Here is a 26369-nt window from a genome sequence, read left to right on the forward strand (position 1 = left end):
CGTGAAGGAAAAGCGAACTCTTCAGGTCCATCGGATGGGGGTCAATTTTGGACGCCGATACCCCCCGCTACGGGGTCAAAGTTGCACGCCGAATGACAGTTGCCGCCGTCGAGCAGGAGTATGCCAAGCTTCGGGCGCAGTATCAGGGCAGCACCGATGCCTTGATCGCGCTCGACAAGTGGCGCGATCAGTCGATCAACAACGCCGGGCGCCAGGCGGCGTTCGACCGCGACCAGGAAGCGGCGAAAGAAGCCGAGGCCGCGGCCAAGCGCGCGACCGACGAGGCGCAACGCTATGCCGAGGCGACCCGCTCGCGCATTGCCGGGATCGACCAGTCCGTCGCCGCGCAGCGCATGGAGATCGACCTCCTCGGCCGCAGCGAGGGCGAGGCGGCCGCGCTGCGGTTCGAGTTTCAGGCTCTGGCAGCCGCGCGTCAGGCAGCGGCGTCCGCTGGCAAGGTCGTCTCGGACGAAGAACTCGCGGCGATCCAGCGTGCGGCGGGCGAGGTCGGCACGCTCACCGCGCAGTTCAAGGAGATGCAGGAGGCGCAGGAGCAGGCCAAGCGCCTCGGCGAGATGTTCGACGACCTTGCGTTCGAGCGCTCGATCATCGGCCTGTCGGAGGCCGAGCAGCGCGTCCGTGAGAGCATCCACGGCCTCGGCGTCGACTACGAGAGCCTCGACGGCCAGCGGCTTGCCGGCGAGATGTGCTACAACGATGCGCTCCGCAAGACGCAAGACGAGATGCGCAAGACCGGCGAGATCGCCGAGGATGCGTTCGGAGGCTTGATCGATGCCCTGACGCAGGGCGGCGACCTGATGCAGAACCTGATGGGGTTCGCCGCCGACCTTGGGCGCCAGTTCGCCAGCATGGGAGCGCAGAAGCTCTTCGGCAATCTGTTCGGCACCGGGCAGGGAAGCGGCGGCGCACAGGGTAGCGGTATCGCCGGTGCAATCCTCTCTGCTGTTGGAGGAGGCCGCGTACCAACCCCAACCCCGCGGCCCGCCACGCTATCCGCCAGCTACGCCTATTCCGAGAAGTACGCGCTGCCATCCCCGACCCCCGCCATGCGCGCGCAATCGGCTGCGCTGGCGCAGGGTGTCACGAAGTCGGTCTCATCGAACCTCCTGTCGTCGCTGCTCGGCGCTGGCAAGAGCCAAGGGCACATCTCGGGGCTCAATGATCGGTTCGCCACGGCGCTGACGAGCATGCTGGATGCGGCGCCCGCCGCGGTCCAGTCGGCGATAACGATCAACTCGGGTTTCCGCTCGGTCGCGCGGCAGGCCGAACTTTTCGACGCCGCGCTGAAGAAGTACGGGTCGGTCGCGGCCGCGCGCAAATGGGTCGCGCCGCCGGGCAACTCGCAGCACAACAAGGGCATGGCCGCTGATCTCGGCTATGGCTCGTCTTCGGCTCGCGAATGGATCCACGCGAACGCCGGGAAGTACGGCCTCGCGTTCCCGCTCGGAAACGAGAACTGGCACATCGAGCTTGCCGGCGCGCGGGGCGGTTCGAAGTCGGCGACCGCTGCCTACAACGATCAGCGCATCGTCGCGCGCGGCGTCTCCGACGGCATGAAGGATTACAGCCGGGACGCGAGCGTTGCGCAGCCGCAGCACTCCGCTGGTCCGGCTACCGAGAGCGCGGGAGGCTTCTTCAGCCCGCGCGCGCTTGCAGGCATTGAGGTGATCGGCGCCGGTGTCGGCGCGTTCGGGGCGGGCTACCAGTCAGGCTCGCCGATCTCCGGCGGCATTTCAGGTGCGCTCGGCGGCTATCAGGCTGCGGGCTCGATCGCGTCTGCCTTTCCCGGCCTCGCGGGCGTCGCTGGACCGATCGGCGCCATCGGCGGCGCTGCGCTCGGCATCCTCGGCGGCATCCTCGGCGCCCGCAAGCAGCGCGAACAGGCGCATCGCGACAAAGCCGCGAAGTGGGAGGAGCTGCGGCCGCAGTACGAGGCGTTCGACAAGTCGCTGTCGGGCGACGGCAACGGCCAGCTTCGCCAGTGGATCACCGCGCAGGAAAGCCAGTTCGCCGAGTTCCGCAAGGTCGGCGGCGACGCCTGGAAGTACGGCCAGGGCAACTCGTCGGCGCAGTTCGCGTCGACCGGGACCAAGATGTGGACCCGGTTCATGGAGATGCAGGAGGAGTTCCGCGAGGGCTTCACAGACATGGTTGAGGACCTGTCCTCGGGTGAAGGGCTCGGCGGCGCGTTCGCCAAGGGCCGCGCGGCGACGAAGGATTTAAAGAAGCAGATCAAGGACATGATCGACGACGTGTCGATCGCGTTCGGATCCGACGACATCGGCGTCGGCGTGAATGGGGCCTGGACCGAAGCGTCGAAGGCCATGGAGGAGGCGCGCAACAAGGCGATCGCCGAGGCCAAGACTGCCGCCGGCGAATACGCCTTGTCGCTCCTCTACACCGCTGCGACGACCTCCGACGTCGAGAAGAGCCTCGATGGTTTCCGCGGTACGGCGGCAGGGCTGCAGAAGGTGCTGACCGACCTCGGCTGGACGGCCGAGGCGGCAGCCGCCGACATCGACGATCGTCTCGGCCAGGCCATCGCCAAGATGGGCGAGACGTTCAACGAAGGCTTCCAGGCGCAGATCAACGACCTGTCGGGCGTCGGCTACTTCAACGACGTGAAGGACCTGCTCACGTCGCGCGACACGGCGCTGAACGATGCCAAGCTGCTCGGCGTCGACCCGGAGATCGTGTCGCGCTGGTTCAAGCTGGCAAGCCAGGATCTTGTCGACGGGTCCGAGCTCGTCGGCTCGGAGTTCGATGACCTGATCAAGGCGTTCCCGGAACTGTCTGGCGTCGTCCACGCCTTCACCGGGGCATCGCGCACGGCGGCCGAGGCAGCGAAGGCGGCACAGTCGGCGGCGCTCGCCTCCTACGAAGCGTCGCGCTCGCAGCTCGAAAGCGTCTATTCGGCGGTCCTCAGCTATCGCGACGGGATCCGCTCGTTTCTCGACGACATGAAGCTCGGCGACGGCTCGACCCTGTCTCAGAAGGACCAGGTCGCCGAGGCCCGCCGCGTCTACGAGGAGACGCTCGCCAAGGCGAACGGGGGCGACAAGGAGGCGATGGCCGGGCTGACCGGCGCCGCGCAGGACTATCTCGCCGAGGCCAAGGACTACTTCGCGTCGAGCGCCGACTACATCGCGATCTTCGACAGCGTGAACGCCTCGTTGCAGTCGGCGGACGTGAAAGCCACCAGCCAGATCGACCTGATGCGTGCCCAAGCGACGTGGCTCGAGGACATTGCCGGATCGAACCTCGAGATCGCCAAGGCCCTGTCCGACTTCGTGACCGCGCAGAACACGCTGAACTCGACCCGCTCTTGGGGCTTGATGGCGGACCAGAACAAGGCGATCTGGTCCGACCTCAACGCCAAGGGCATCAACTACTCCGGCAACTTCGGCAGCGGTCAGTTCCTCGATTGGGTCGCCTCGCAGGCGCCGTCGATGCAGGCGGTGATCCGCCCGATCATCGACAAGGGAGTGCCGCCTACGCACCGAAGACGGCGACCGCGAGCACGTGGGCGGCGCCCGTCGCGTCGACGTCCAGCGCGATCCGCACGGCGACCGTCGCGCCGGTGCAGATGCCGGCGGTAACGACGACCGACGGCGGCGACCGTGCGCTGGTGGTCGAGCTGAAGGAAGCCAACCGGCTCCTGCGCCAGCAGATCGTCACCATGGGTCAGGGGCTCGCCCAGAACGTCCAGGCGACCGAGCGGGGCAACCGGGCGAGTGAAGACATGGCCGATACTGCGCGGCGCGACCAGATCCGACAGAGGGCCGCATGATCTACCTTGCCGAGTTCCATCCGGTCGACCCGGCGACGGGCGAGGCCGTCGTGCTGCGCTTTGCGTCCGACGGCTACACCACGGCGCCCGGCGACGCACCCTCGAATGCGCATTTTCGCGGGCGGCTGCAGAACCCTGGCCAGTACGACCGTTTCCTCTTCTCGCGCGGTCGCACGCGGGGCGAGAGCGCGGTCGGGGCGGGCGAGATCACCATCGTCAACGCCGACGGCAAGCTCGACGGCCTGATCGACCTCGCCTTCGACGGGCGACCGTTCACGATCTGGAGCCTTGCCGATCGCTTTGCGCCGTGGTCGAGCCGCGAGCTTCTCCTGTCCGGCTCAATGGAGCAGGCCGAGTTCCCCAGCCGGCTCGTGTCGATCTCGATCCTCGGCCGCTTGGTCCTGCTTCGGGAGGCAATCCAGCCGCTCGCCTACCTCGGCTCGACGACCAGCGGCGGCCTCTCGATCGCTGAGGGCAACGCGGACCTCAAGGACGTCAAGAAGCCGCTGCTCTTCGGATCGGCGCGCAACATCACGCCCGTGACCGTCGACCAGTTCGACGACGTCTTCCAGGTCTCGAGCGGCGCCCTGTCAGCCATCCCGGCCGTGCGTGACAGCGGCGTCTCGCTCACGCCGACGCAGGACTATCCGACGCTCGCCGCACTGAAGGCGGCGACGCTGACGGGCGGCCAGTTCGCGACGTGTCTCGCGCTCGGCCTCCTGCGCACCGGCGTGCGCCCGGACGGCTCGCTGACGGTGGACGCAGCCGAAGGCGCGACGCTGGCGGACCGCTCGGCCGCGCGGATCGTGCGCCGGATGATCGGCAACCTGATGCCGGTGGCGGAAGACGACTTCGACGCGCTGCACGACCTGAACCCGGCCGAGTGCGGCCTGTGGATCGCGCAGGGCGAGACGACGGTGCTGGCCGCGGCCATGACGGTCCTGAACTCGATCGGCGGGTTCCTGACCGACGACCGGTTCGGCGCGATCCGTGTCGGACGGTTCGAGCTCGCCACGACCGGCGGCGACGTCTTGTTCGGCCGCTCGGCCATCCTCGATCAGGGGCAGGGCTTCGCTCGAGCCGCGACGCAGGATCTTGGCGCGGGTGTGCCGACGCGCTCAGTGACGGTGCGCTACGCCCATGCGTTCACGACGCTCTCCGACGAGGACCTGAAAAACGTCGCGGCCACCGACGCCTTCCGATCCTTCGCGAAAGAGGAATGGCGGCAGGTGAAGGTCGAGAGCGAGGCGAACAAGGTCCTGCATCCGAAGGGTCCGGAGCTCGTCTTCGACACCTGCCTGACGACGGAGGCTGACGCGCGCGCGGAGGCCGAGCGGCTGCTCGCCATTTACGGCACGCGGCGCGACCTCTTCGCCTTCGCCGTATCCAGCGAGAAGGCGGCGACGCTCGACCTCAACGACGAACTGATGCTGCGCATTGATCGCTTCGGCATGGCCGCTGGCCGCGCGCTACGGGTCGTGAGCCTGACGCAGGCCTACGAGAAGAAGCAGACCCTGATCGAGGCCATCGGATGACGGCGCATTGCCTGTTCCTGCACCCCAACCTCAGCGACCAGCCGCGGGGCTCGCGGCCTGGTGCGACGCTGTCGGGCGGCAGCTGGGTCCTGCCGCTGACCAACCTTCAGGAGCGCGAGCTGTCCGAGGTGGCGCGCTCGGCGAGCACCCGCCCGACGGATACGCAGTTCGACGTCGACTTCTCCGCCTTCGGGGAGATCCGTGCCGTCGTCCTCGTCAACCACAACCTGTCGGTGACAGCACGGCTCCGGGTGACGGCTTGGTACGAGGACGGGTCGTACTTCTCGCCGTCGTACCGGGCCGAGTTCGACGCCTACCCGACCCTCGCCTATACCGAGGACCTGCCATCGGAGGCCGAGAACTGGTGGGACGGCAAGCCGCTGACCGCCGACATCGAAGGCTTCACGCAGAACGCCATCCACGTCCTGCCCGAGCCGTCCTTCGCTCCGCACTGGCGGATCGAGATTATCGACGACGGAAACCCGGCCGGGCACATCGACATCGGCCGGCTCTGGATGGCGACGGGCTGGCAGCCCTCGCGGAACCCCGCCTATGGCGCAGGCCTGCGCTACGAGGACGAGACCATGATCGAGAAGGCGCTGTCGGGCGCCGAGTTCTTCGACGAGCGCGAGCCGTTCCGCGTCTTCAACATCGCCTTCCCCTTCCTCCCCGACCAGGAGGCGCTTCAGCGCGGGCTGGAGCTCGAACGGCGCGCCGGCACCAAGGGCGAGCTTTTCTACATCCACCGGCCCGACGACGCGCAGAACCTGACGCGCCTCAGCTTCCTCGCGCGGCTGCGCGCGCTGAACCCGTGGGAGCAGGTGGCCGCCTTCGACGGGCGAGCCGCCATCGCGTTCGAACTGAAGGAACTAATGCCGTGAACCTGACACCGGAAGAGGAAGCTGAGGCCAACCGGCTGGCGACCGTCTACAACGAGCGCCCGTTCGACGCGCAGACGAACCCCGGCGGCTTCGGTCGCGGCGGCAACTCGGCGATCGGCCTGTTCATCAAGTCGCTGCGCGACATGGTCGGCTTCGGCCGCGGCGTCGTGCGCGTCGCGACCGAGACGCTCGCCGCGATCACGACGCAGGCCAACCGCTTCTCGGCGGCGGTCGCCGCAATCGAGACCGGCCCCGTGACCAGCGTCAACGGCAAGACCGGTGCCGTGGTGATCGACCTCTCGGAACTCTCGGCCGATGTGACCGAGCAACTGGCCGAGGTTCAGGCGACGCTCGATGGCGTCGTCGCGCAGCAGGCGTCAGCCGCTCGCCATTCCCGCGCCTACGCGCGCGCCTTCGGAGGCTGACCCATGTCCGATACCAAAGCCATTGGGGGCCTGTCCCTCACGACCTCGTTGCAGACGCTCGTCACGAACATGGCGGCGGATGCCAAGGTTCGGACCTACCAGCTCGACTTCGTGAACATCGACGGCGTGAACCCGGCCGACATCACGCAGTGCATCTGGATCGACAGTGGCGCGTCGAATGCGCAACGCCCGATCCTGCCGGTCAATACCACCATCCGACCGGGTGGGGACGGGGCCCGGTCCCGCGAGTGGATCCTCAATCCCGGCGACAGCATCCGGGTCTCAGCGTCTGCGGCCGGCGACATCTACGCCACCGTGCTGCAGGTCTACGAGGAGCCCGCGACGTGAGGGCGCTGCGATCGGGGCTGCGAAACCCTGTCCTGCGACCGGACGGAGCCGTGGGGTCGCCGCAGCCGCGCATCACCTGGGCGACTTCGACGGATGACACCTTCATCGCTCCCTACTCGGGCGAGTACCTCGTCGGCGCATGGGGTGGCGGCGGGAACGGCTCGAACAACCAGTCAGGCAGCGCCGCGGCCTCGGGCGGCAGTGGCGGCTTGGCGGTCCGCCGTGTCTTCCTGCTTGCCGGGCAGACGATCACGGCGAAGCCTGGTGGATCGCTTTCCGTCACGTTTCCCGATGCCAGCACCATGACGGCGACAAGCGGCACGAGCGCAAGCGGCGCAACGCCCGGCGCTGGCGGCACCGCATCGGGTGGCGAGATCAACCTTCCCGGTGTCGCCGGAAGCGCGCCAGGCGCCGAAGGGAAAGTCGGGACGGGCGACGTCCCGGTTCCCGGCGGCAAGGCTGCTGACGGTTACGCGGGCGGCGCGAGCGCTCCGACCTCATGGCCGTTCGTTGGCGGCCGAGGCGGGAAGGGTGAGGTGCTTTCGGAGCGCGTCGAGGTCACAGCCGCCGGCGCTATCCCCGGTGGCGGCGGGGCCGCGTGCAAGGGAAGCCTCAGCAACATCGGCGGGCGACCGCAGATCCGGATTTTCGGGTTCTGACATGATCGACCTCTATCGCCGCAACGACGGCCCGCCGCAGCCGCTGCCCGCCGTCGCCTACACCAAGGACGGCTTCTCGCGCACGGACCTTGCCAACCAGCCCGACAGCCGGCGCGAGCTCGGTTTCGTCCTGTTCGGATCCTACGACCCAAGGACGCAGGTCGTCGTGAAGCGCGGCGACGGCTACGCCATCGTGCCGATCGACCAGGCGGGCGACCCGGACCCGGCCGACATTCCGAAGCTGATTGATGCGGAGCGCGACCGGCGCATCGATCTCGGCATCACGTTCGCCGGCAAGTTCTTCCAGACGGCCGACCTTGACCGCGAGCGGATCGACCGGTCGCGCATCTCGGCAATGGCCGCGCTGATGAACGGCGTCCAAGAAGGCGACCTACGCTGGCACGGCCTGCCGGTCGACTTCTTTTGGATTGCCGCGGACAACAGCCGCGTGCCGATGGATGCGCAGACGATGGTCGCCTTCGGAAATGCTGTCGCGGCCCGCGAGGGCGTGATGATCGTCGCTGGTAACGACCTCAAGCGCCGCATCGCAGCCGGGGAGACGATCCCCGACATCACGGGGAACTCGCTATGGCCGGCGTAGACCTGCGCAACGTCACCTTGCCGATCGGTCTCCTGCGGCACGCCCTGTTCGACGACCTCGGCCCTGCTTGGCTGCGGCTCGACGGAAAGACCGAGTACCAGCGGGCCATGTATCCCGACTTCGTGGCGAAGGCGGCGAAGCTGCCTTGGTTCCTTGCGGGCTCGACGGCTGCGACGTTCAAGCTGGTGAAGGTGCCGGCCGGGACGGCAACGGTCGCCAGTGGGTTCGACAGCGCTGCGGGCGAGCTGGTTGGGTCGGACAAGGTGACGCTCACGATCGCCAACCTGCCGGAGCACGACCACAGCTACGTCGACGACAGAGCGACGGCGACCGCCGGCAAAGCAGGCCTCGTCGCCGGGCTTTTGCCGCTGCTGACGGGGCTCACCGCCTCGTCGCCGCAGAAGACGACCGGAAAATCTGGCAAGGCGACGCCCGATGCCGTGCCGATCAAGCCGCCGGGGTTCACGGCGCACCTTTTCGTCTTCGCGGGGCGGCCTCGAGGCTGATGGGCGCCTACACCGACGCGCTGATCATCTTCGAACGGCTGGATGGCATCCGGTATCGCCAGCACGGCCGCACCAGCTGGGAGCTTGGGCACAAAGGGTCCGATCACTGGGAGCACGTCGAGGACGGCACGGTCTTCGACGTCTCGATCCCATGGGCGCTGCGTTGGATCTTCGACCCGCTCGACCCGCGATACCTGAAGGCGGCGGCGCTCCATGACGAACTGCTGCGCCGAGGCTTCGACCGCGTCACGGCGGCCGGGGCGTTCAACGAGGCGCTGAAGGCGGACGGCGTGTCGGCTGCTCGCCGCTTCGCCATGACCGCGGCGACAGCTTTCTACCACTGGTCCTGATTGCCGACGTCCTCGAGAGTTTCCAGCAGGTGGAACAGTTCCGTAATGAACCCGGTCGGCAGGTTTCGCTGTCGTGCCATCACCTCGGCCGCCTGAAGCTTGACGATAACCTCGGCTGCATTGGGCGTCGACGATACCAAGATGGCGATGACTAGGCGAAGCCCGTCGATCCGGGCACCAAGCTCTTCAAGTTCCTCGTTCATGCAGGCCTCCTGGCCGGTGGCGCCATGAGCGCCGTGCGCGAACTGATGGGGCTCCGTTTGTGATCGTCCTCTAGGCCAAGCGCCTGCACACCTTTCCGTTCCAATCCCCCGGCGCCGATGAGGCGCCTTTTTCATGAGGTGGACCCTTTCATGGCCCAGTCGTCTCGCGTTCGTCAGAACAAAGTCGCAGCCGCTTCCTACATCGGCGCCGGCATCATCACCCCTGGCGCGGGTGGTGGGGGCTCGACCATCCGGCGTCTTGCAGGCTTCGGCGGCGACCAGGGCAACCAGATTCGACCCTCGGACGGGGCGAAGAACTCGTTCAACGTCCGCAAGCGGTTCTACACGCCGGTCCCGATCCCGAACCCCGAGGTCGCCTACACCGGCATCTACTACAACTCGGGGAACGAGTACGACTATCCGAACGAGGTCGCCTACCACAGCACGATCGAGCTGCCGGACGGTACGATCCGCGACATGGGGGCGACCATCACCGTGGCGCCAGGGACGATCCTCGCGAAATCGTCCAAGGCGGACGGGTTCACGATCCCGGCCGGGTTCTACTGGATCAGGACCAACGGAAAGGTCGCAACCGGCGGGCTCTGGTACTACACGGACGCGTTCCGCGGGACCAACGTCGGCAATATGGAAGAGGGCGTCGATCTCTCCGATAAGGCCGCGACCGGCACGATCGGCAACGCCTCGCAGCAGATGCCGGCGGCGGCGATCGGCGTCATCGGCGATATGCCGGCAGCCCGCCGTCTCTTCGCGCTGACCGGCGATAGCCTTTCGCAGGGTGTCGGCGGCTATTCGCACGCGACCGCGCCGAGTTTGGCACTCGGCGTCTTGGCGGGACTGGTCCTGCAGCGTGATGTCGGCAGCGTCCTTCACCTCGGACGCGCTGGTGCTTCAGCGCTAGCGAACAAGGACAAGTACGCCAAGCGGATCGCCTTGATGCAGGCGCTCGGCGTCACCGACATTTTCTCCGATCTCGGCGTCAACGACCTGTCGTCGACCTCCTCGGCCGCGACGTTGAAGACCAACCTGACGGCGCTATTCACCACCTTCAAGGCCGTTATGCCGAGCGTCCGGATCTACCAGTCCACGATTACGCCCTCGACCACGGCGACGGCGCCGGTCACCGAGAACAACCAGACCGTACCGACCGCGATGCAGGACGGGCGGCGTCTGACGTTCAACGCTGATCTGCGCGCTGGAGGCTTCGGCTCGCTCCTGGCGGGCGTGGTCGAGTTCGCGATCCCTGCGCAGCTCGACGCCGATCCGAACCTGTGGAAGGCCGGGTATGCCTCCGACAGCGGCAGTCCCGGCGCCCAGCAGCATCCGAACCAGACGGGTGGCGAGGCGATCGTGGCGTATGCGGCTGGGCAGAACGCGCTGGCGTTGGCGGCATAACGTCTGCTGGGGAAGGCGAACCGCTCGACCGTGATGTATTGGGATAGCCGGACGGGTTTTCGCGCCAGATCGTGCGCGAGGCGCGAGGTGCTTGATCACAGCAACTGAGTTGGCGGACAAGCGAGCTCTTGTGCTGAGGCATCTTTGGGAAGCACGATTACCACTCTGAATAGTGCTGATTTTGAAACCTCCCGTGATCAATGCGACACCCACTGGTTATGTCGAATTGTAAATAACCAGAACAGTACCGTTATCATCTGTGGGTTGTGGTTTAATCTTTTTTCACTCGTCTCGATTTCATCTGACGTTTCGGCAAAATCCCTCCCGTGAAAAGACGGGAGAAACAGGATGCGAAAGGCATTCGAGACGCGGCAGAGGCTGATCCATCAGATCATGGAAGCCAGCCGCACATCACTGGAATTGAACGATCGTTCTGTCACCGGAGCGCTTCTGGTTGCACTCGATGCTGCCGAGCGTCGAACGGCACAGCCGCCTCCAGACGGTCCTGTTTGGATCTGACGGGTTTCCTCGAGCCTGGTGACTGAAGCGGGCATTTCATGTTGGAACTTCTGCCTCGTCTGCCAGCTCTGATAGACCCCGCATCATCGTCTCCATTCTTAGAGCCCAATGCGGGATGGAGACTGTCGATCATGGCAACATGTTGGATGACGTCCTAAGCCAGCGATGCCGCTGCGTTGGGGCCGCATACCGCCAGTACACATGCCCCTGATGCTGCCGTCTTGACGAAATCCGCTTGCACGTATCAGTAGCAATCCCTCTAGGTATCGCGCAGAAGGCGAAGGAAGGATGGCCGGGGTCACTGCCGCGTTCGATTTCATCGACCACCTTAAGAGTCTGAGCAGCGTTGAGGACGTTCTCGCCGCTCTCCAGGCCGAGGCTGCGAAGGTTGGCTTGGACCATTTCATTGCCACCGGACTGCCGATGCCCAACCAGCCGCTTCTACCGTTGATTCTCCTCAATTCGTGGCCCGCTGGATGGCTAGAGCGCTACTCGCAGGAGGATTACTTCCAGCATGATGGCGTTGCCCAATGGGCTCTCCGAACCACCGAGCCCTTCACTTGGCGGGAGGTCCCTCAGCCACTAATGGCCCCTCGGAAATCGCAACGCGTGATGAATGAAGCGACCGATTTCGACATGATCGACGGTTTTTTGGTGCCGATGTTCTCGTCTCGGCACTGGCAAGCGGCCGTGACGTTCGCTTCGTCGCGTCGCTGTGACCTCCCGATCCAATCGCGATCGGAGATCCATCTAATAAGTATCTATGCCGTCAACCGGGTTCGCCAGATCCTCGGAGACGTTCCAAGCGTAAAGCGAACCCTGTCTCCGCGGGAGGCCGAATGCCTCACATGGATCGCGGCCGGGAAAAACGCAGAAGACGTCGGGGACATTCTGGGGTTATCCACCCACACGGTGCAGACCCATCTTCGGAACATCCGAGTGAAGCTGGATGTCGCGACCATTACGCAAGCCGTCGTCGAGGCGCTCCGTGGTGGCGAAATCCGTATCTGATGCGCCCCTACCCAAATCTCGGTATGTCTGAGAAATCAGCATTCAATTAAAAGCTTCTCGCCAACGGGAAGCGATATGCTCAAGGTCCAAGTTATCACGTCAGAGAACATTCACCTCTTCTCCGAAGAGATGAAAATCTATTTCGACTGGCGTCATATGTTGTCCGATCGGTCGAGGCGCTGGTGTGCGCGGGATGAGTGCGAGGGAGCGGTCGACCAGTTCGACCACGCTGACGCGTTTCACCTTCTTGGGTATCGTAACGGGGAGTTCGTCTGCGGAACCCGCTTAATGCCGAGTTCTGGCCCGACCCTACTGCGCGAGGTTTACCCGCAACTCGCGCGACCCCGTGGAGTCCCTCACCGACCAGAATGGGCCGATTGGACGAGGATGTTCACGATCCCATCAACGCGAGGAAACGAAGACGCTCGCGTAGCGGATGCCATGTGCTGCGCCGTGATGGAGTTCTGTCTGAGCGAAGGCGTCCATTGGGTTGGCGGTGTGCAAGAAGCGTACTGGATGCCACTCGCAACAAGTCTGGGCTGGGAGATCCAAGCGCTTGGGCTACCTGAGGTTGTCGATGGCACGTCAGTCTTGGCCGCCTTCACTGGCGTGTCCGAGGCAGCGCTTGAAAGCGCGCAAACAACAACCGGAATAACAACGCCTCAAATCGTGCATCTTGGGCCTAGAAAACCGTTTCTACCTACTACCGTCGCTGCAGCTACCAACATCGAACGTGCGGAGCCGAAATTGATTAGCAACGGCCAGAATGCGGACCTCAATCAGTTTCGTGCGGAGTTGGAAGCTCTTGAGCGTCTGTGCCGGTATGTTACGCTAGAGGCAGCAGGGCTTGAGCTCGAAGAAGCGGAAAGGCTTGCATCGGCGGCGGCGGCAACCATCCGAGAGCGAATTGAAAACTTGATCGCGCGCTGAACAGATCGTGCACTAAACATATCGTTGACGTTAATGACGCCTGACCACCATTGAGGTAGATAGCCCTTCTGCGCAAACGCGCGGCAGGGGAAAATGCGTCGTGAATGACCCAATCAATACGAGCTTAGGTGAGCGGCTACGGGAAGCCCGTCAGCAGGCTGGAATGACCACTGCCGAGTTGGCGCAGGCCCTGAGCATCAGTGTGGATAAGCTGGGGGCCTATGAGACTGGCGTGGACCGCTTGCCGTCGTCGCTACTTGTGCGGGTATGCGATCTACTGCAGATCACGCCCATTTCGCTCTTCCAGCGTAAAGGCGCGCGGTGGCATTAAGAGGCATTGCGAAACATAGAGGCCTCATCTTCATCGACTAGCATATTTACTCGGGTCCTCTAATTGATCCCGTTCAACGGGCCCGCGAATCGTGCATTGCCTAGCCAGAATTTGCCGCGTTAGAGCAAACCGGCCGGACGCCAGCCTATGCAAGCGTTTTGCCGTGTCGCCTGCTTGCGCGCTCAAGGAGGTCGAGGGCTGCTAATCAAGCGCTCAGAGCCACCTCCAACTCAACTGACGCCACCCAGCCCGGCCACCGCGCCGGGCTTTTTCATGACCGGAGATCACCCATGGAAATCAGTGCACCCGGCGTGGCCTTCACCGGCGCGCAGGAAGGCTTCGTCGCGCGCTACTATCTCGACCCGGTCAAGATCGGGACCATCGGGAAGGGCTTCACCTGGGCATCGTCCGCCTTCCGCGTCTGGTGGGCGAAGCACAAGCCGGGGATCAAGTTCGGACCCGGCGCGACCATGACGCGCGCCGAGGCGGACGACGCGTTCCTCTTCCTCATGCGCGAAGAGTACGGCGCGGCCGTGAACGAGTTCTTGGGCCGCGAGGTGCCGCAGCACGCGTTCGACGGCATGGGGTCCGTCGTCTTCAACGCCGGGGCGGGGACGCTCACCGACCGCTGGGCACAGGCGGCCAAGCGCGGCGACTGGATGACGGCGGCCGAGCTGCTGAAGACGACCCGCACGACGGCCAAGGGCGTCCGCCTGAAGGGTCTGGTGTCGCGCCGGCTGGACGAGGCTGAACTGATCTCGCTTGGCGACTACACGATCGGCCGACCGGCAGAGGACGCCATGGCGGACGGCATGTTGGTCCGCGGCGAGAAGGGCAGCGCGGTGGAGAAGCTGCAGCGCGATCTCCAGACCAGCGGCTTCTACTCGGACGGCAAGCCGGACGGGAACTTCGGCCCCGGCACCGAGGCGGCGGTGATGGAGTTCCAGCGCTCGGTCGGGCTCGACGACGACGGGTTCGCCGGACCGCGCACGCTGCGGGCTCTCGTTGATGCTATCGCGCCTCGCGCGGTCGCCGTGCCCATCCCGACCCCGCGCCCCGAGGTCGACGCACCGGCCGCGATCGTGTCCATCCCGGCCTCCGTCCTGCCGCCAGTTCCCGCCGGTCTCCCGGCAATCGTCGGCAGCGTGAACAAGGCAGTCGGCGCGGCAGTCGGCGCGGCCAAGGGGTCGGCTGTAGCGCCTGCGATCACGCTCATTGGCGCCAAGCTCGGCATCATCCCGGCTTGGGTCCTCGAGCCGGAATACATGGCGGCCTTCCTGCTGATCGGCGGCGTCGTAATTGCTGCCGCCTGGGCCTTCATCTCGACCTATCGCGCACCGGCGAATGAGTAGCCTGACGCATCCAAGCATATCGCAGAGGCATTGTGAGAATGAGCACCGAAGGCGAGGGCACCTCGATGAACACGCCGAAGGTCGACTGGACCATCAACGTGTCCACCATGATCGCGATCGGCGCTGTAGCGCTCGGCGCAGGCGCATGGCTCCTGAACCTGCGGGACACGGTCAACGCGCACACGGGTCAGATCTCAGGCCTCACCACCGCCCAAGCGGAACTGATCCTGAAGCGGGACGCGCGTGTGCTCGAGGTCGACCGACGCCTCGCGGCTCACGACGAGGTCCGATATCGTGTCCAAGCCGTCGAGGGGGCGCTAAAGTCCACGAACGCGCGAGTGGACGCGTCTCTGGCGAATATCAGCACCGGCCTGCGCGAGATCAACCAGACCGTCGGCGGACTGGCGACCAACGTCGCGGTGTTAACGCAGCGGCTTGAAAGCCAGTCGCCGGGCCGGAGGGCATCGCTGGAGCCGGTGCCAGAACGGTGAGTTTTCCGACTTTCAATCCTTTCGATTGCCTCAGATACACAATGATGAGTGCGAGCTCAGGGCATCGCCGGCAAGCTCAACAGCGGCCGGCGGGCCGCGTTTGGTATTTCGATCGTTCGGCTTGATACCCGCGTTTTTCCTACGCGAAAATTTTGCCCGACCCGCTCGATAAACACCACGACCTCTGGCGCTTCCTGTTCGCTCCACCGAGCCAGCGTTGCCAGATTGGCAGGCGCGATGAAGCGCTGCCGGTCTTTGATCGACGCATAGATGTCGGTCAGGCGTCTGGATGCTTGTTGGAAGCCTCGAACCAACGATGCCTTCTCGCCGTCGTGCATCTCCTTGAGTTTGGGGTCGTCGACATAACGGCTGTTGAGTTCGCGGAGCTTCTCTGTGACAGCCCGGAGCTTCGGTTGGATGGGTGATCGGAGCTCCATCAAAAGCTTTACGCCATCAACTGCGCCGAAGCGTTCCAGAACCTCGACATCCCGCGTGCCAGCAACGCCCTCCCGGCTGAATGTCGCCTCTTTGCCCTTGGACCGAACCCGAAGCTCGCCGCTACGCAGGGCTTGCTGCAGGGTCTGCAGCATTAGGCCCTGCACTTCGCGGACCAAGTTTGCTTGAACCGCATCTAGTGCCTCAGCCTGTGGGAATGCAGCTTCCGCTGCGTGGATAAGGTCAGGAAGCAGCGGCAGCCGCTCTTGAAGATATCGTTGGTTACGCACGGAACGTTGAAAGCGCTCAAGCTCGCGTTTGGCGACCTCATGCGCCTCAGGATTGGTGGTACGGAAGCAATCAGCCCCCATCAGCCGGATGACGTGCTCGTCGGGAAAGTACGCAATCACTCCATGCTTATATTTGGGCGCGTTGGGCTGACAGTGCGGACAGGGAGCAATTGCCTGTCGCTTTGATCCGAACTCGGGCACGTCGAATTCCCAGACGTACTTTGGGACTGAGCCTTCGGGGATCGGTGTGTGAGTGTGGCCTCGCCACAGCCAAGGCTCCCCCGTGTCCCTGACGAACTCTAGGATCTCTTGCACGATCTCATTCGATGGAAATTCGGGGAAGTCAGCTTTGACGCGACGTGCAGCTTCAGGGATTGCGATCTGCTCAGGCATGCAGTCTCCCAATTCATGCGGAAGACGAGAACATAGTGGGAACTGCCGGATCGGCAAATCAGCGAAGAGGAAGGGGACAATAAGCGATCGCGCTATCCCCAACTTTATTCGTCGCGCCGAAGCATCGAGCCGTCAGGGTCAAACCAGTGAAAAGCGAGACACGATCGCACGTCATTCCACGCAACTAAGGCGCGATCCTCGAGCGCGCGAATTTGCGCTGCCGATAGTTCTCGAGCAACGCCGCCACGAGAGATAACCCGATACTCGCCGGAGTAGGGGTTCTGATCGAAATGACCATACGCGAGCTTGTTGCGTTCGTCGGCGAGGGATCTCAGCTCCGGGAAGTTGGGGGTATGCATTCGAGGCAGCGCCAATCCGACCAATTCCAGGGTCATGAGGCGTTTCTCGAAGGGTTCGTTTCCTCGATAGAGGTCGCGACGCTTCAGCGATCGGAATGACATTTCGAGAATGTCTGCGAGCATGTTCTCGAGGGCGTTGAATTGGACGAGGAAGCCCCCGAGCGCGGCCTTGTACTCGACTTGAATTGCGGGATCCGCCGACGGCGTATCATCAAGCCAATTCATCTCGTCGCCGAACAGGTCGCTCACTCGAACTCGATCTCGACGGTATCGTCCGGATAGAAATCTGGTCCTGGATCCATAACGATCCGGATGCCTTGGTACTCACCTCGAAACCCATCCTCGTAAAACGAGTTGCTGACGCGGATGCCTTTCGGCGTCAGGTCGTCATTCCCTTCGAGGGTTTGATCAATCCAAGCCCTCGCTTCGTCCACGGAAGCAAGACCTGAGACGCGTCGGCGTAGCGGTGAAACGTCGGACAAGCATGCCTCCCATGTTGCGTGCCATGTCGCACGGAGTAGCCGAGGATACAGGGAAAACGCTGCAAAATAAGGGGTAAGAGCCGCAACATGATGCGACACGCTCATGAGGCTGGATGCGGCCTAAACCCTTGTTTTTGCTGGTGCCGGCTGAGGGGATTGAACCCCCGACCTTCGGTTTACAAAACCGCTGCTCTACCGCTGAGCTAAGCCGGCCCCGGCGGTCGATTTAGCACAGGGGCGATGCGATCGCATCCGCAAAATTCCTTGCCGGTGGGTGCTGCGTTGCGGGCGGACAAAAGCGCCCGCAAGTCCTTTCAAGGCACGCGTTTTCCGGGCATACGGATCGGGTCCGCACTGTGGGAGGAACCCGATGGATCGTCGTCAATTCATTCGTCAGGCCGGGATGGTCGCCGGCGGAACCGTGGTGGGAACCGGCCTTGCCGCGCCTGCCATCGCGCAAGAGGCGCCGACGCTGCGCTGGCGCATGACGTCGAGCTTCCCGAACACGCTCGACACGCTGTTCGGCTCTTCGCGCCTCTTCTCGGAGATCGTCTCCAAGCTGACGGACGGCAAGTTCACGATCGACGTCTTCCCCGCCGGCGAACTGGTGCCGGGCCTGCAGGCGCTCGACGCGACGCAGGACGGAACGGTCGAGGCGGCGCACACCGTTCTCTACTATTATGTCGGCAAGGACCCGACCTTCGCGATCGGCAGCTCGATCCCCTTCGGCCTGAACGCGCGCCAGCAGAACGCCTGGCTCTACAACGGCGGCGGCAACGAGGCGATCAACGAGTTCCTGACCTCCTACGGCGTGCGCGCCTATCCCGGCGGTAACACCGGCACCCAGATGGGCGGCTGGTTCCGCAAGGAGATCAATTCGCTGAACGACCTGCAGGGCCTCAAGATGCGCATCGCGGGCATCGCGGGTCAGGTGCTTGCGCCGCTCGGCGTCGTGGCGCAGCAGCTGGCGGGTGGCGACGTCTATCCGGCGCTCGAGCGCGGCACGCTGGACGCGACCGAGTTCGTCGGTCCCTACGACGACGAGAAGCTCGGCTTCTATCAGGTCGCGCCGTACTACTACTATCCGGCCTTCTGGGAGGCCGGGCCGACGGTCCACTACATGTTCAACCAGGCGAAGTACGACGAGCTGCCCGACAGCTACAAGGCGGCGCTGGAGAACGCGGCGGCCGTCTGCAACACGCGCATGCTCGCCGACTACGACGTGAAGAACATGCGCGCGATCCGCTCGCTGGTGGGCAAGGGTGTCCAGCTGCGCCCGCTGCCGCGCGACGTGCTCGACGCGGCGCTCGCGTCTTCGCAGGATCTCTATGCCAAGCTCTCGGCGTCGAACCCGAAGTGGAAGGCGATGTACGACCCGTGGAGCCAGTTCCGCACGCAGATCTACGAGTGGTTCCGCGTGGCGGAGTACACCAGCGACACGTACAACTACAGCCAGCAGGCCGCCGGGAAGTGACGGTCAAATTGATGTGATGGCAAAAGGCCGGCTTTCTCGAAGCCGGCCTTTTTGTTTGCCCTCCCGCCTTATTGCGAAGGATCGCGACGTGGTCTCCAATGCCGGCGTTTCGCTTCGCAGCGATTGGGAGGACAACGCGTGGATCGCAGACAATTTATTCTCAAGGCGGGAGCCGTCACGGGCGGCGCCGCGGCCGGCACGGTGCTCGCCGCGCCCGCCATCGCGCAGGAGATGCCGAGCATCCGCTGGCGCCTGACGTCGAGCTTTCCGAACACGCTCGACACGATCTTCGGCGGCGCCAAGACGCTGTCCACCGCGATTTCGGAGATCACGGGCGGCAAGTTCCAGATCGATGTGTTTCCGGCGGGCGAACTCGTGCCGGGTCTCCAGGCGCTCGATGCCGTGCAGGACGGCACGGTCGAGGCGGCGCACACGGCCGCCTATTACTATGTCGGCAAGGATCCGACCTTCGCGATCGGCGCGACCATTCCCTTTGGTCTGAATGCGCGCCAGCAGAACGCCTGGCTCTATCACGGCGGCGGCAACGAACTCTACGACGAGTTTCTGGCGGGCTACAACGTCAAGGGTCTGCCGGGCGGCAATACCGGCGTCCAGATGGGCGGCTGGTTCCGCAAGGAGATCAATTCGGTCGCCGACCTCCAGGGCCTCAAGATGCGCATCGCGGGCCTTGCCGGGCGAGTGCTGGAGCCGCTCGGCGTCGTGCCGCAGCAGCTGGCCGGCGGCGACATCTACCCCGCGCTGGAGCGCGGCACGATCGACGCCACCGAGTGGATCGGCCCCTACGACGACGAGAAGCTCGGCTTCTATCAGGTCGCGCCGTACTACTACTATCCGGCCTTCTGGGAAGGCGGGCTGACCCTGCACTTCCTCTTCAACAAGGCGAAGTACGAGGAGCTTCCGGCCGCCTACAAGGCTGCGCTCGACACGGCGGCGAAGGCGGTGAACGTCAACATGATGGCGCTCTACGACGCCAAGAACATGCAGGCCATCCGCTCGCTGGTCGGCAAGGGCGTGCAGCTTCGCCCGCTGCCGCGCGACATTCTGGATGCGTCCTACGATTCGGCGATGAAACTTTACGCGTCGCTGTCGGAGAGCAATCCGAAGTGGAAGGCGATCTACGACCCTTGGGCGAAGTTCCGCGCCGAGAGCTACGAGTGGTTCCGCGTCGCGGAATATTCGTACGATACCTACGTCTACACGCAGCAGGCGGCCGGCAAGTAAGGTCGACGAACCCGCGAACGGAGAAGGCCGGCGCAGCGATCCGCCGGCCTTTCTTTTTGCCCGTGCCTACTGCTGCGGTGCCGGAGCGCCGAAGCTCGGTGGTGCCGGTGACCCGAAGCTCGGCGCTGCGGGCGCAGCGGGAACCGGTGCGGGGTTGGCAGGCTGCGTGCCGAAGGATGGAGCCGCCGGTGCACCGAAGCTCGGCGGCGGCGGAGAGCCGAACGACGGCGCGGGGGGCGCACCGAAGGAGGGCGGTGCCGCGCCGCCCGAGGTCGGAGCGGGCATTCCGGGCATCGGCACGTTGAGCTGGATGGTCGACGGGTCGACCACACGCTCCTCCTTCAGGAAGTACGTCACCGATTGCGGCCAGACGATCAGGATCGCGACGAGGATCAGCTGGAGGCCGAGCCAGGGAATCGCACCGAGATAGATGTCGGAGCTCTTCACGTTCGCCGGTGCGATGCCGCGCAGATAGAAGAGCGCGAAGCCGAACGGCGGGTGCATGAAGGCGGTCTGCATGTTCACGCAGAGAAGCACGCCGAACCACACGAGATCGATACCGAGCGCATGCGCAGCGGGCGCCAGCAGCGGCACGATGATGAAGGCGATCTCGAAGAAATCGAGGAAGAACGCCACGAAGAAGATGAAGATGTTGACGAAGAGCAGGAAGCCGACGACGCCGCCCGGAATGTGGGACAGGAGGTACTGGATCCAGTGGCCGCCATCCATGCCCTGGAAGACGAGGCTGAAGACGGTCGAGCCGATGAGGATGAACACCACCATCGCGGTGAGGCGCATCGTGGTCGCCATCGCCTGACGCGTCAGCGTCCAGCTGAGGCGACGATGCAGGGCGGCGAGCAGGATCGCGCCGACCGAGCCCATCGCGCCGGCTTCCGTCGGCGTCGCGAGGCCCATGAACATGGTCCCGAGCACGAGGAAGATCAACGCGAGCGAGGGCACCATGCCCTTGGCGACCTGCCACCAAAGCTCGCGACCGCTCTTCGTCCGGGCTTCCGGCGGCAGCGGCGGCATCTTGTGCGGCTGCAGCTTCGACATGACGAAGATGAAGCCCAGGAAGAGAAGGATCTGCAGGAGCGACGGGCCGATCGCGCCGGCATACATGTCGCCGACCGAGCGGCCGAGCTGGTCGGCCAGAATGATGAGGACGAGCGAGGGGGGAATGACCTGCGTGATCGTGCCGGACGCCGCGATGACGCCGGTCGCCAGACGCATGTCGTAGCCGTAGCGCATCATCACCGGCAGGGACACGACGCCCATGGCGATCACGGAGGCTGCGACCGTGCCCGTGATAGCGCCGAGCACGGCGCCGACGAGGATGACGGCGTAGGCGAGGCCGCCCGGTTTGGGGCCGAAGAGCTGGCCGGAACCCTCGAGGAGATCCTCGGCAAGGCCGCAACGTTCGAGGATCGCGCCCATGAAGGTGAAGAACGGGATCGCCAGCAGGAGATCGTTGGAGATCACGCCGTAAAAGCGCAGCGGCAGCGCGTTGAGGAGCGCCGGACTGAAATGCTCGAAGTAGACGCCGAGCGCGCCGAAGAGGAGACCCACTGCCGCCAGCGAGAAGGCGACCGGAAAGCCCATGAGCAGGAAGACGATCATGCCGCCGAACATCAGCGGCGGCATCGGCCCGTATTCAAACATTCGCGTGTTTCCCCCGCGCGGCCGCCTATTGCAGCGGCTTCTCGTACTTCGTTTCGATCGTGATGAGCCCGGCCAGAGCGGCGAACCGCTTGATGAGTTCGGACAGGCCCTGAAGGAAGAGCAGCGCGAACCCGAGCGGCAGCGTCGCCTTGGCCGGCCAGAGGATCAGCCCGCCGGCATTCATCGAGACTTCGCCGCTCGTGAACGAGCGCCAGAAGAACGGGAAGGTCAGGGCGAAGAGGTAGCCGATGACGGGCAGGAAGAGGACGATGAAGCCGAAGATGTCGACCAGCAGGCGGCCCTTGGTGGTCAGGGCCGAATAGACGAGGTCGACCCGCACGTGCTCATTCATCCTGAGCGTATAGGACGCGCCGAGAAGCACCATGCCGGCGAACATGTACCACTGGATCTCGAGGAGCCCGTTGGAACTCATGTTCAGCGTGTAGCGGATAAGGGCGTTGCCGGCGCTGATTAGCACCGCGATCAGGACGAGATAGTCCGCGATCACCGCGAAGCCCGCGCTGAGCTTGTCGACACCTCGGCTGAAAGCCAGAAGAACTCCCATCATCCCTCCCTGGATCGGGTCGCGGATCGTGCCAATCAAGGCAAATCTGCGACACCTTCTGGCCTACGACAGCAAATGCTGGCAAGGCCAGCGTTTTCTGGGCGATCGGTCGCGGCCGCCGCGTTCCGTGATCGTGTCGGGACCACGGAACGCGAAGAGGAGCATGTCTTGGACGAGGCGCGGATCGATCGTCAGGCAGAGACCGTCGCTCGGCTGGCGCGCGAGTTGCGGTTCGAGCTCCTGCTCCTGAAGCGCATGCGCTCGCGCGGCACCGTCCGGACCGAGCGGACGGACGTCGCCGCGATGAGGACCCTGACCGAAGTCTATGCGGCCGCGCTCCTCCGCCGGGCCGAGGCGGAGGCGGGTTGACGGGTCAGCCCTTCAGATGCCGTCTCGCCGCATAGAGCGACACGGCGGCCGCGTTCGACACGTTGAGCGAGCGGATCGCGCCCGGCACTTCGAGGCGGGCGAGGACATCCACGGTCTCGCGCGTTTTCTGGCGCAGCCCCTTGCCCTCGGAGCCCAGCACAAGCGCGAGCTTGCCGCCGTCCAGCGCGGGCTCCAGTTCGTCGTCGCCCGCCGAATCGAGGCCGATCGTCCGGTAGCCGCGTTCCTTCAACTCGACGAGCGCGTCCGCGAGGTTGGTCACCTGTACATAGGATATGAGTTCGAGGGCGCCCGAAGCCGACTTGGCGAGAACGCCGGACTCCTGCGGCGAATGGCGCGAGGTCGTCACCACGGCGCCCGCGCCGAACGCGACGGCCGAACGGAGAATCGCTCCGACATTGTGCGGGTCGGTCACCTGATCGAGCACGAGCACCAGATCGGTCTCGCCAAGATCATCGAGCCGCGCCGGCTTCAGCGGCGCCGTTTCGAGGAGGACGCCCTGATGGACGGCGTCCGATCCGAGCTCCTGATCGAGGAATCGGGGTTCGACGATCTCGATCGGGCAGGGCGCTGCGTTCTCGTCGAGCTCGAGCCGGTTCAGCGCGTTGCGCGTAACGTAGATCTGCATGAAGCGACGTCGCGGGTTCGCGAGAGCGGCCTGCACCGTGTGAATGCCGTAGAGACGGACGCGGTCGGCCGGGGCAGGCCGGCCCGCATGCTGCGGCTTGGGCGGCCGGGCGGACGGAGCTGCCGGACCGCCGGCGGCCTGATCGCGATGCGCCCGCCGCAGCCGGGCGTAATGCGAGTCCTTCGGAGTGTGGCTCTTGGGATGATCTGTCATGATGGCGCTTTATCGGAGTTCGGCAGGCGAGCAAAGGCAAGCATAGAAACTCCCTTCATATCCGCGTCGCGGGCATGTTGACATGGGCCCGGCCTGTCGCCATAACGCCGCTCGAAGCGAACGGGCAACGCCCGCTGCTTCCGGCGGCCCGCGAGGGGCGCAGGGTGACCTGGAGGGATGCCCGAGTGGTTAAAGGGGACGGACTGTAAATCCGTTGGCTTAGCCTACGTTGGTTCAAATCCAACTCCCTCCACCATTCACCCACCCGGCGCGGGTATAGCTCAATGGTAGAGCAGCAGCCTTCCAAGCTGAATACGAGGGTTCGATTCCCTCTACCCGCTCCAATCTGCCGAGTTCTGAGAAACGTTGCGGAACTCGATCATTCCGAGTGTTCGGGATCTGTGCGCCGTCGATATCGACCCGATCATCCGACTGTCGTCAGCGCGCCGGCCTCGATGAAGGCCCAAATTCCCTGCATGACGCTGGCCTGAACGCACGATCAAACCCGCTCGGACGACAGGTCGTTCGAGATCGTCCAAAGCGGGAAATTCCTCATTAAAGTTCTGCACGTAAGCTCCCAGGTTGTGCGATCCGATCGATCGCCTGTCCTTCGGGGGCCTTTTCGATGCGCCTGTTTTCGGGAAATGCGGAACGAGTGCTCGAGGCTCTCGGTCGTTCGCTGGCGGTGATCGAGTTCACGCCGACCGGCCAAATCCTAACGGCCAACCCGAACTTCTGCGCGGTTCTGGGCTACGAGCGCCGCGAGATCGTCGGCCAGCATCACCGGATGTTCGTCGAGCCGCAATTCGCATCCTCCGCGGACTATCAGGATTTCTGGACGGCGCTGGCAGCGGGCTCGCCCGTTGCGGATGTCTTCAAGCGCGTCGGCAAAGGAGGCCGCGAGGTCTGGATCCGGGCGACCTACAATCCGGTTCTGGACTCCCGGGGCAGGGTGCAGAAGATCGTCAAGTTCGCCTCCGACATTACCGAGACCAAGCGGGCCGCGATGGAGAATGCCGAGAAGCTGGCTGCCCTCTCGCGCTCGCAGGCGATCATCGAATTCACTCCTGACGGGACGATCCTGACGGCGAACGACGGGTTCCTGAAGACGCTCGGCTATGAACTGCAGGAAATCGTCGGGCGACATCACCGGATGTTCGTTGATCCTATCCACGCCGCCGACCCGGAATACGACGCGTTCTGGAGCGATCTGCGCGCGGGCCGCTTCCGGGCGGCCGATTTCAAGCGCATCGGCAAGGGCGGGCGCGAAGTCTGGATTCAGGCCTCGTACAATCCGATCCGCGACGAGAACGGGGCGGTCGTGAAAGTGGTGAAGTTCGCCACCGACCTCACGGATCGCATGACGGCGCTGGAGACGATCGGAACCGCCCTTTCCAAGCTCGCACGCGGCGATCTCGCCCAGCGCCTCGAGACCCCGTTCGTTCCTTCGCTCGAAGGCATCCGCGAGAGTTTCAATCAGGCGCTCGCCGCGCTCGGCGAGGCGATGACGGCCGTGCTCGACACCAGCGACGTGATCCATACGGGCACCAACCAGATCCGCATGGCATCAGACGATCTGGCCGCGCGCACCGAGCAGCAGGCGGCCGCCGTCGAAGAGACCACGGCTGCGGTGACGGAGATCACCGGGAACGTCCGCCAGTCGAGCGTGCAGGCCGACGGCGCAGGGCAGTTGGTCTCGAACACGAGAACCGACGTCGCGGCATCCAGCGCCGTCGTCCGCGAGGCGGTGGCGGCCATGGCCGAGATCGAGCGCTCGTCGTCCGAGATCGGCAAGATCATCGGCGTGATCGACGAGATCGCCTTTCAGACCAACCTTTTGGCGTTGAATGCCGGCGTGGAGGCCGCACGCGCCGGCGACGCCGGGCGGGGCTTTGCAGTCGTCGCCCAGGAAGTTCGCGGCCTCGCGCAGCGGTCCGCCGAGGCGGCCAAAGACATCAAGCTCCTGATCGAGGTGTCCCGGCGTCAGGTGGGCAAAGGTGTCGAACTCGTCGACCGCACAGGCGCGGCGCTGGATGGCATGCTCGACCGGTTCGCCGAGATCGACGGCAACATCCGCGGTATCGTCGAGAGCGTGAAATCGCAGTCGATCGCTCTCGGCGAGATCAGCATCGCCATGGATACGTTCGATCGAGGCACGCAGCAGAACGCCGCGATGGTCGAGCAGTCGACGGCGGCCAGCAACGAACTGGCGGCCGAGGCGACGCGCATGCGCGAACTGCTCGGCCGCTTCCGCTTCTCCCGCAACCCGGAAGGCGTCCCGTCACGGGCCCGCCCGGCCGTCCACGAACTCCAGTCTCGTCTCGCGATCGCATCGTCGTCCTGGTGAAGGCAACCCGGACCTCGCGAGGCAGATCGGAATTTCTCGCTGATGAAGGACGGCCGCAGGGCCTTCAGTCTGCCTGCCCGAGCTTCTCCGCCTCGACGGCACCTTCGGCGGCGGCTCGGTCCTGCGACTGTTCGCGCAGATGACGCTTGGCATCCTCGATGCTGATGCCGTGCTTGGCGGCGATTTCTTCGGCCTGCGGGTCGGGAACGGCGGTCGTGTCGTTCTGGATCGGGATGTTGGACATGTCGGACTCCCACCTCGTCGTGTCACAGCCAACGCGTTCGCCGCGTGAAAGTGCCAACCCTCGGCGGGCCGGCGTTGCTCCTCGCGGTCACGTCTTCCGGAGCCATCTTCTGTGGGGCGCTTGTGTTTCGCCCTTCCACTCGCTATGTCGCGGCCCTGTCGTGCTAGGCCCAAGGTAGAGATCATGGCGAAGAGCAAATTCGAGCGTAACAAGCCGCATGTGAACATCGGGACGATTGGTCACGTTGATCACGGGAAGACGTCGCTGACGGCGGCGATCACG

28 protein-coding genes and 3 tRNA genes are annotated in these 26369 nt (G+C 64.6%); 22 read left to right on the forward strand and 9 right to left on the reverse strand.

What is annotated here, in order from left to right; translation table 11 throughout:
• Nucleotides 1-92: 92 nt before the first annotated feature.
• Genes ASF65_RS11435 through ASF65_RS11480 form a run of 10 tightly spaced genes read left to right on the forward strand, consistent with a single transcriptional unit; the run spans nt 93 to nt 9116 of the window.
• Entirely contained in the window at nt 93-3620 is a 3528-nt protein-coding gene (locus ASF65_RS11435; RefSeq protein ID WP_055889165.1) for a M15 family metallopeptidase, read from the forward strand.
• A complete protein-coding gene (locus ASF65_RS11440) occupies nt 3608-3811 on the forward strand; it encodes a hypothetical protein (protein WP_055889168.1) in 204 nt (67 codons plus the stop codon). The genes ASF65_RS11435 and ASF65_RS11440 overlap by 13 nt, the downstream gene beginning before the upstream one ends.
• Entirely contained in the window at nt 3808-5346 is a 1539-nt protein-coding gene (locus ASF65_RS11445; protein ID WP_055889170.1) for a hypothetical protein, read from the forward strand. Before ASF65_RS11440 ends, ASF65_RS11445 begins: the two co-directional genes overlap by 4 nt.
• Complete coding sequence (locus ASF65_RS11450; protein ID WP_055889173.1) at nt 5343-6227, forward strand: hypothetical protein; 885 nt, start codon at nt 5343-5345, stop codon at nt 6225-6227. Before ASF65_RS11445 ends, ASF65_RS11450 begins: the two co-directional genes overlap by 4 nt.
• Nucleotides 6224-6652 carry a hypothetical protein gene (locus ASF65_RS11455; RefSeq protein ID WP_055889176.1) on the forward strand — a complete coding sequence of 143 codons (429 nt, stop codon included), beginning with the start codon at nt 6224-6226 and terminating at the stop codon, nt 6650-6652. The genes ASF65_RS11450 and ASF65_RS11455 overlap by 4 nt, the downstream gene beginning before the upstream one ends.
• 3 nt (nt 6653-6655) lie before the next feature.
• The gene (locus ASF65_RS11460) at nt 6656-7000 is read left to right on the forward strand and encodes a hypothetical protein (protein ID WP_055889179.1); all 345 of its coding nucleotides are present in this window, start codon (nt 6656-6658) and stop codon (nt 6998-7000) included.
• Between the two features lie 50 nt (nt 7001-7050).
• Complete coding sequence (locus ASF65_RS11465) at nt 7051-7659, forward strand: hypothetical protein (protein ID WP_055889181.1); 609 nt, start codon at nt 7051-7053, stop codon at nt 7657-7659.
• 1 nt (nt 7660) lies between these two features.
• Entirely contained in the window at nt 7661-8260 is a 600-nt protein-coding gene (locus tag ASF65_RS11470; RefSeq protein ID WP_055889183.1) for a DUF4376 domain-containing protein, read from the forward strand.
• Nucleotides 8248-8766, forward strand: a complete 519-nt coding sequence (locus tag ASF65_RS11475) for a hypothetical protein (protein ID WP_055889186.1) — start codon at nt 8248-8250, stop codon at nt 8764-8766. The genes ASF65_RS11470 and ASF65_RS11475 overlap by 13 nt, the downstream gene beginning before the upstream one ends.
• Entirely contained in the window at nt 8766-9116 is a 351-nt protein-coding gene (locus ASF65_RS11480) for a DUF1353 domain-containing protein (RefSeq protein WP_055889189.1), read from the forward strand. The genes ASF65_RS11475 and ASF65_RS11480 overlap by 1 nt, the downstream gene beginning before the upstream one ends.
• Here ASF65_RS11480 and ASF65_RS11485 read toward each other — a convergent pair.
• Nucleotides 9101-9319 (reverse strand): hypothetical protein, encoded by a 219-nt coding sequence (locus ASF65_RS11485; RefSeq protein ID WP_055889192.1) that lies wholly within the window; start codon nt 9317-9319, stop codon nt 9101-9103. The genes ASF65_RS11480 and ASF65_RS11485 overlap by 16 nt on opposite strands.
• Before the next feature lie 150 nt (nt 9320-9469).
• Between ASF65_RS11485 and ASF65_RS11490 the strand changes: the two genes are divergently transcribed.
• The 5 genes from ASF65_RS11490 to ASF65_RS11505 all read left to right on the forward strand — a co-directional run bounded on the left by ASF65_RS11490 (nt 9470) and on the right by ASF65_RS11505 (nt 15366).
• Nucleotides 9470-10732 (forward strand): SGNH/GDSL hydrolase family protein, encoded by a 1263-nt coding sequence (locus ASF65_RS11490; protein ID WP_055889196.1) that lies wholly within the window; start codon nt 9470-9472, stop codon nt 10730-10732.
• Between the two features lie 807 nt (nt 10733-11539).
• Entirely contained in the window at nt 11540-12262 is a 723-nt protein-coding gene (locus ASF65_RS11495; protein WP_055889199.1) for a LuxR family transcriptional regulator, read from the forward strand.
• Between the two features lie 75 nt (nt 12263-12337).
• The gene (locus ASF65_RS20880) at nt 12338-13192 is read left to right on the forward strand and encodes an acyl-homoserine-lactone synthase (protein ID WP_082505475.1); all 855 of its coding nucleotides are present in this window, start codon (nt 12338-12340) and stop codon (nt 13190-13192) included.
• A gap of 621 nt (nt 13193-13813) precedes the next feature.
• Nucleotides 13814-14875, forward strand: coding sequence for a peptidoglycan-binding protein (locus ASF65_RS11500; protein ID WP_055889201.1), 1062 nt, complete (start codon nt 13814-13816; stop codon nt 14873-14875).
• A 38-nt stretch (nt 14876-14913) separates the two neighbouring features.
• Entirely contained in the window at nt 14914-15366 is a 453-nt protein-coding gene (locus tag ASF65_RS11505; protein WP_055889205.1) for a hypothetical protein, read from the forward strand.
• Nucleotides 15367-15422: 56 nt separating this feature from the next.
• On the opposite strand, the gene ASF65_RS21395 is transcribed toward ASF65_RS11505, so the two are convergent.
• From ASF65_RS21395 to ASF65_RS11525, 4 genes are all read right to left on the reverse strand, one after another.
• Entirely contained in the window at nt 15423-16484 is a 1062-nt protein-coding gene (locus ASF65_RS21395) for a hypothetical protein (RefSeq protein WP_156369275.1), read from the reverse strand.
• A 104-nt stretch (nt 16485-16588) separates the two neighbouring features.
• Nucleotides 16589-17092 carry a hypothetical protein gene (locus tag ASF65_RS11515; RefSeq protein ID WP_055889212.1) on the reverse strand — a complete coding sequence of 168 codons (504 nt, stop codon included), beginning with the start codon at nt 17090-17092 and terminating at the stop codon, nt 16589-16591.
• Nucleotides 17089-17325, reverse strand: coding sequence for a hypothetical protein (locus ASF65_RS11520; protein ID WP_156369276.1), 237 nt, complete (start codon nt 17323-17325; stop codon nt 17089-17091). Before ASF65_RS11520 ends, ASF65_RS11515 begins: the two co-directional genes overlap by 4 nt.
• Nucleotides 17326-17463: 138 nt before the next feature.
• Nucleotides 17464-17538 (reverse strand) — tRNA-Thr (locus ASF65_RS11525).
• 157 nt (nt 17539-17695) lie between these two features.
• Between ASF65_RS11525 and ASF65_RS11530 the strand changes: the two genes are divergently transcribed.
• Both ASF65_RS11530 and ASF65_RS11535 read left to right on the forward strand, forming a co-directional pair.
• Nucleotides 17696-18799 carry a TRAP transporter substrate-binding protein gene (locus tag ASF65_RS11530; protein ID WP_055889220.1) on the forward strand — a complete coding sequence of 368 codons (1104 nt, stop codon included), beginning with the start codon at nt 17696-17698 and terminating at the stop codon, nt 18797-18799.
• A 138-nt stretch (nt 18800-18937) separates the two neighbouring features.
• The gene (locus ASF65_RS11535; protein ID WP_082505479.1) at nt 18938-20041 is read left to right on the forward strand and encodes a TRAP transporter substrate-binding protein; all 1104 of its coding nucleotides are present in this window, start codon (nt 18938-18940) and stop codon (nt 20039-20041) included.
• A 66-nt stretch (nt 20042-20107) separates the two neighbouring features.
• On the opposite strand, the gene ASF65_RS11540 is transcribed toward ASF65_RS11535, so the two are convergent.
• Nucleotides 20108-21703, reverse strand: a complete 1596-nt coding sequence (locus tag ASF65_RS11540) for a TRAP transporter large permease subunit (protein ID WP_082505481.1) — start codon at nt 21701-21703, stop codon at nt 20108-20110.
• Nucleotides 21704-21728: 25 nt separating this feature from the next.
• On the reverse strand, nt 21729-22268 hold the full coding sequence (locus ASF65_RS11545; protein WP_055889241.1) for a TRAP transporter small permease subunit: 540 nt from the start codon (nt 22266-22268) through the stop codon (nt 21729-21731).
• Nucleotides 22269-22436: 168 nt separating this feature from the next.
• On the opposite strand from ASF65_RS11545, the gene ASF65_RS11550 reads away from it, so the two are divergent.
• Nucleotides 22437-22637 carry a hypothetical protein gene (locus ASF65_RS11550; protein WP_055889226.1) on the forward strand — a complete coding sequence of 67 codons (201 nt, stop codon included), beginning with the start codon at nt 22437-22439 and terminating at the stop codon, nt 22635-22637.
• A 4-nt stretch (nt 22638-22641) separates the two neighbouring features.
• On the opposite strand, the gene rlmB is transcribed toward ASF65_RS11550, so the two are convergent.
• A complete protein-coding gene (gene rlmB / locus ASF65_RS11555; protein ID WP_055889230.1) occupies nt 22642-23496 on the reverse strand; it encodes a 23S rRNA (guanosine(2251)-2'-O)-methyltransferase RlmB in 855 nt (284 codons plus the stop codon).
• A gap of 171 nt (nt 23497-23667) precedes the next feature.
• Between rlmB and ASF65_RS11560 the strand changes: the two genes are divergently transcribed.
• The 3 genes from ASF65_RS11560 to ASF65_RS11570 all read left to right on the forward strand — a co-directional run bounded on the left by ASF65_RS11560 (nt 23668) and on the right by ASF65_RS11570 (nt 25843).
• Nucleotides 23668-23752: transfer RNA gene (locus tag ASF65_RS11560), tRNA-Tyr, on the forward strand.
• Nucleotides 23753-23766: 14 nt separating this feature from the next.
• A tRNA-Gly gene (locus ASF65_RS11565) sits at nt 23767-23840 on the forward strand.
• Nucleotides 23841-24151: 311 nt separating this feature from the next.
• A complete protein-coding gene (locus ASF65_RS11570; RefSeq protein ID WP_162239482.1) occupies nt 24152-25843 on the forward strand; it encodes a PAS domain-containing methyl-accepting chemotaxis protein in 1692 nt (563 codons plus the stop codon).
• A gap of 64 nt (nt 25844-25907) precedes the next feature.
• On the opposite strand, the gene ASF65_RS11575 is transcribed toward ASF65_RS11570, so the two are convergent.
• Nucleotides 25908-26087, reverse strand: coding sequence for a hypothetical protein (locus tag ASF65_RS11575; protein ID WP_055889236.1), 180 nt, complete (start codon nt 26085-26087; stop codon nt 25908-25910).
• A gap of 183 nt (nt 26088-26270) precedes the next feature.
• Between ASF65_RS11575 and ASF65_RS21400 the strand changes: the two genes are divergently transcribed.
• Nucleotides 26271-26369, forward strand: a 99-nt coding sequence (locus ASF65_RS21400) for a GTP-binding protein (protein WP_141681087.1), incomplete at its 3' end; no start/stop codon positions are given.

Origin of the sequence: Aureimonas sp. Leaf324, assembly GCF_001423245.1 — a bacterium.
GTDB lineage: Bacteria > Pseudomonadota > Alphaproteobacteria > Rhizobiales > Rhizobiaceae > Aureimonas.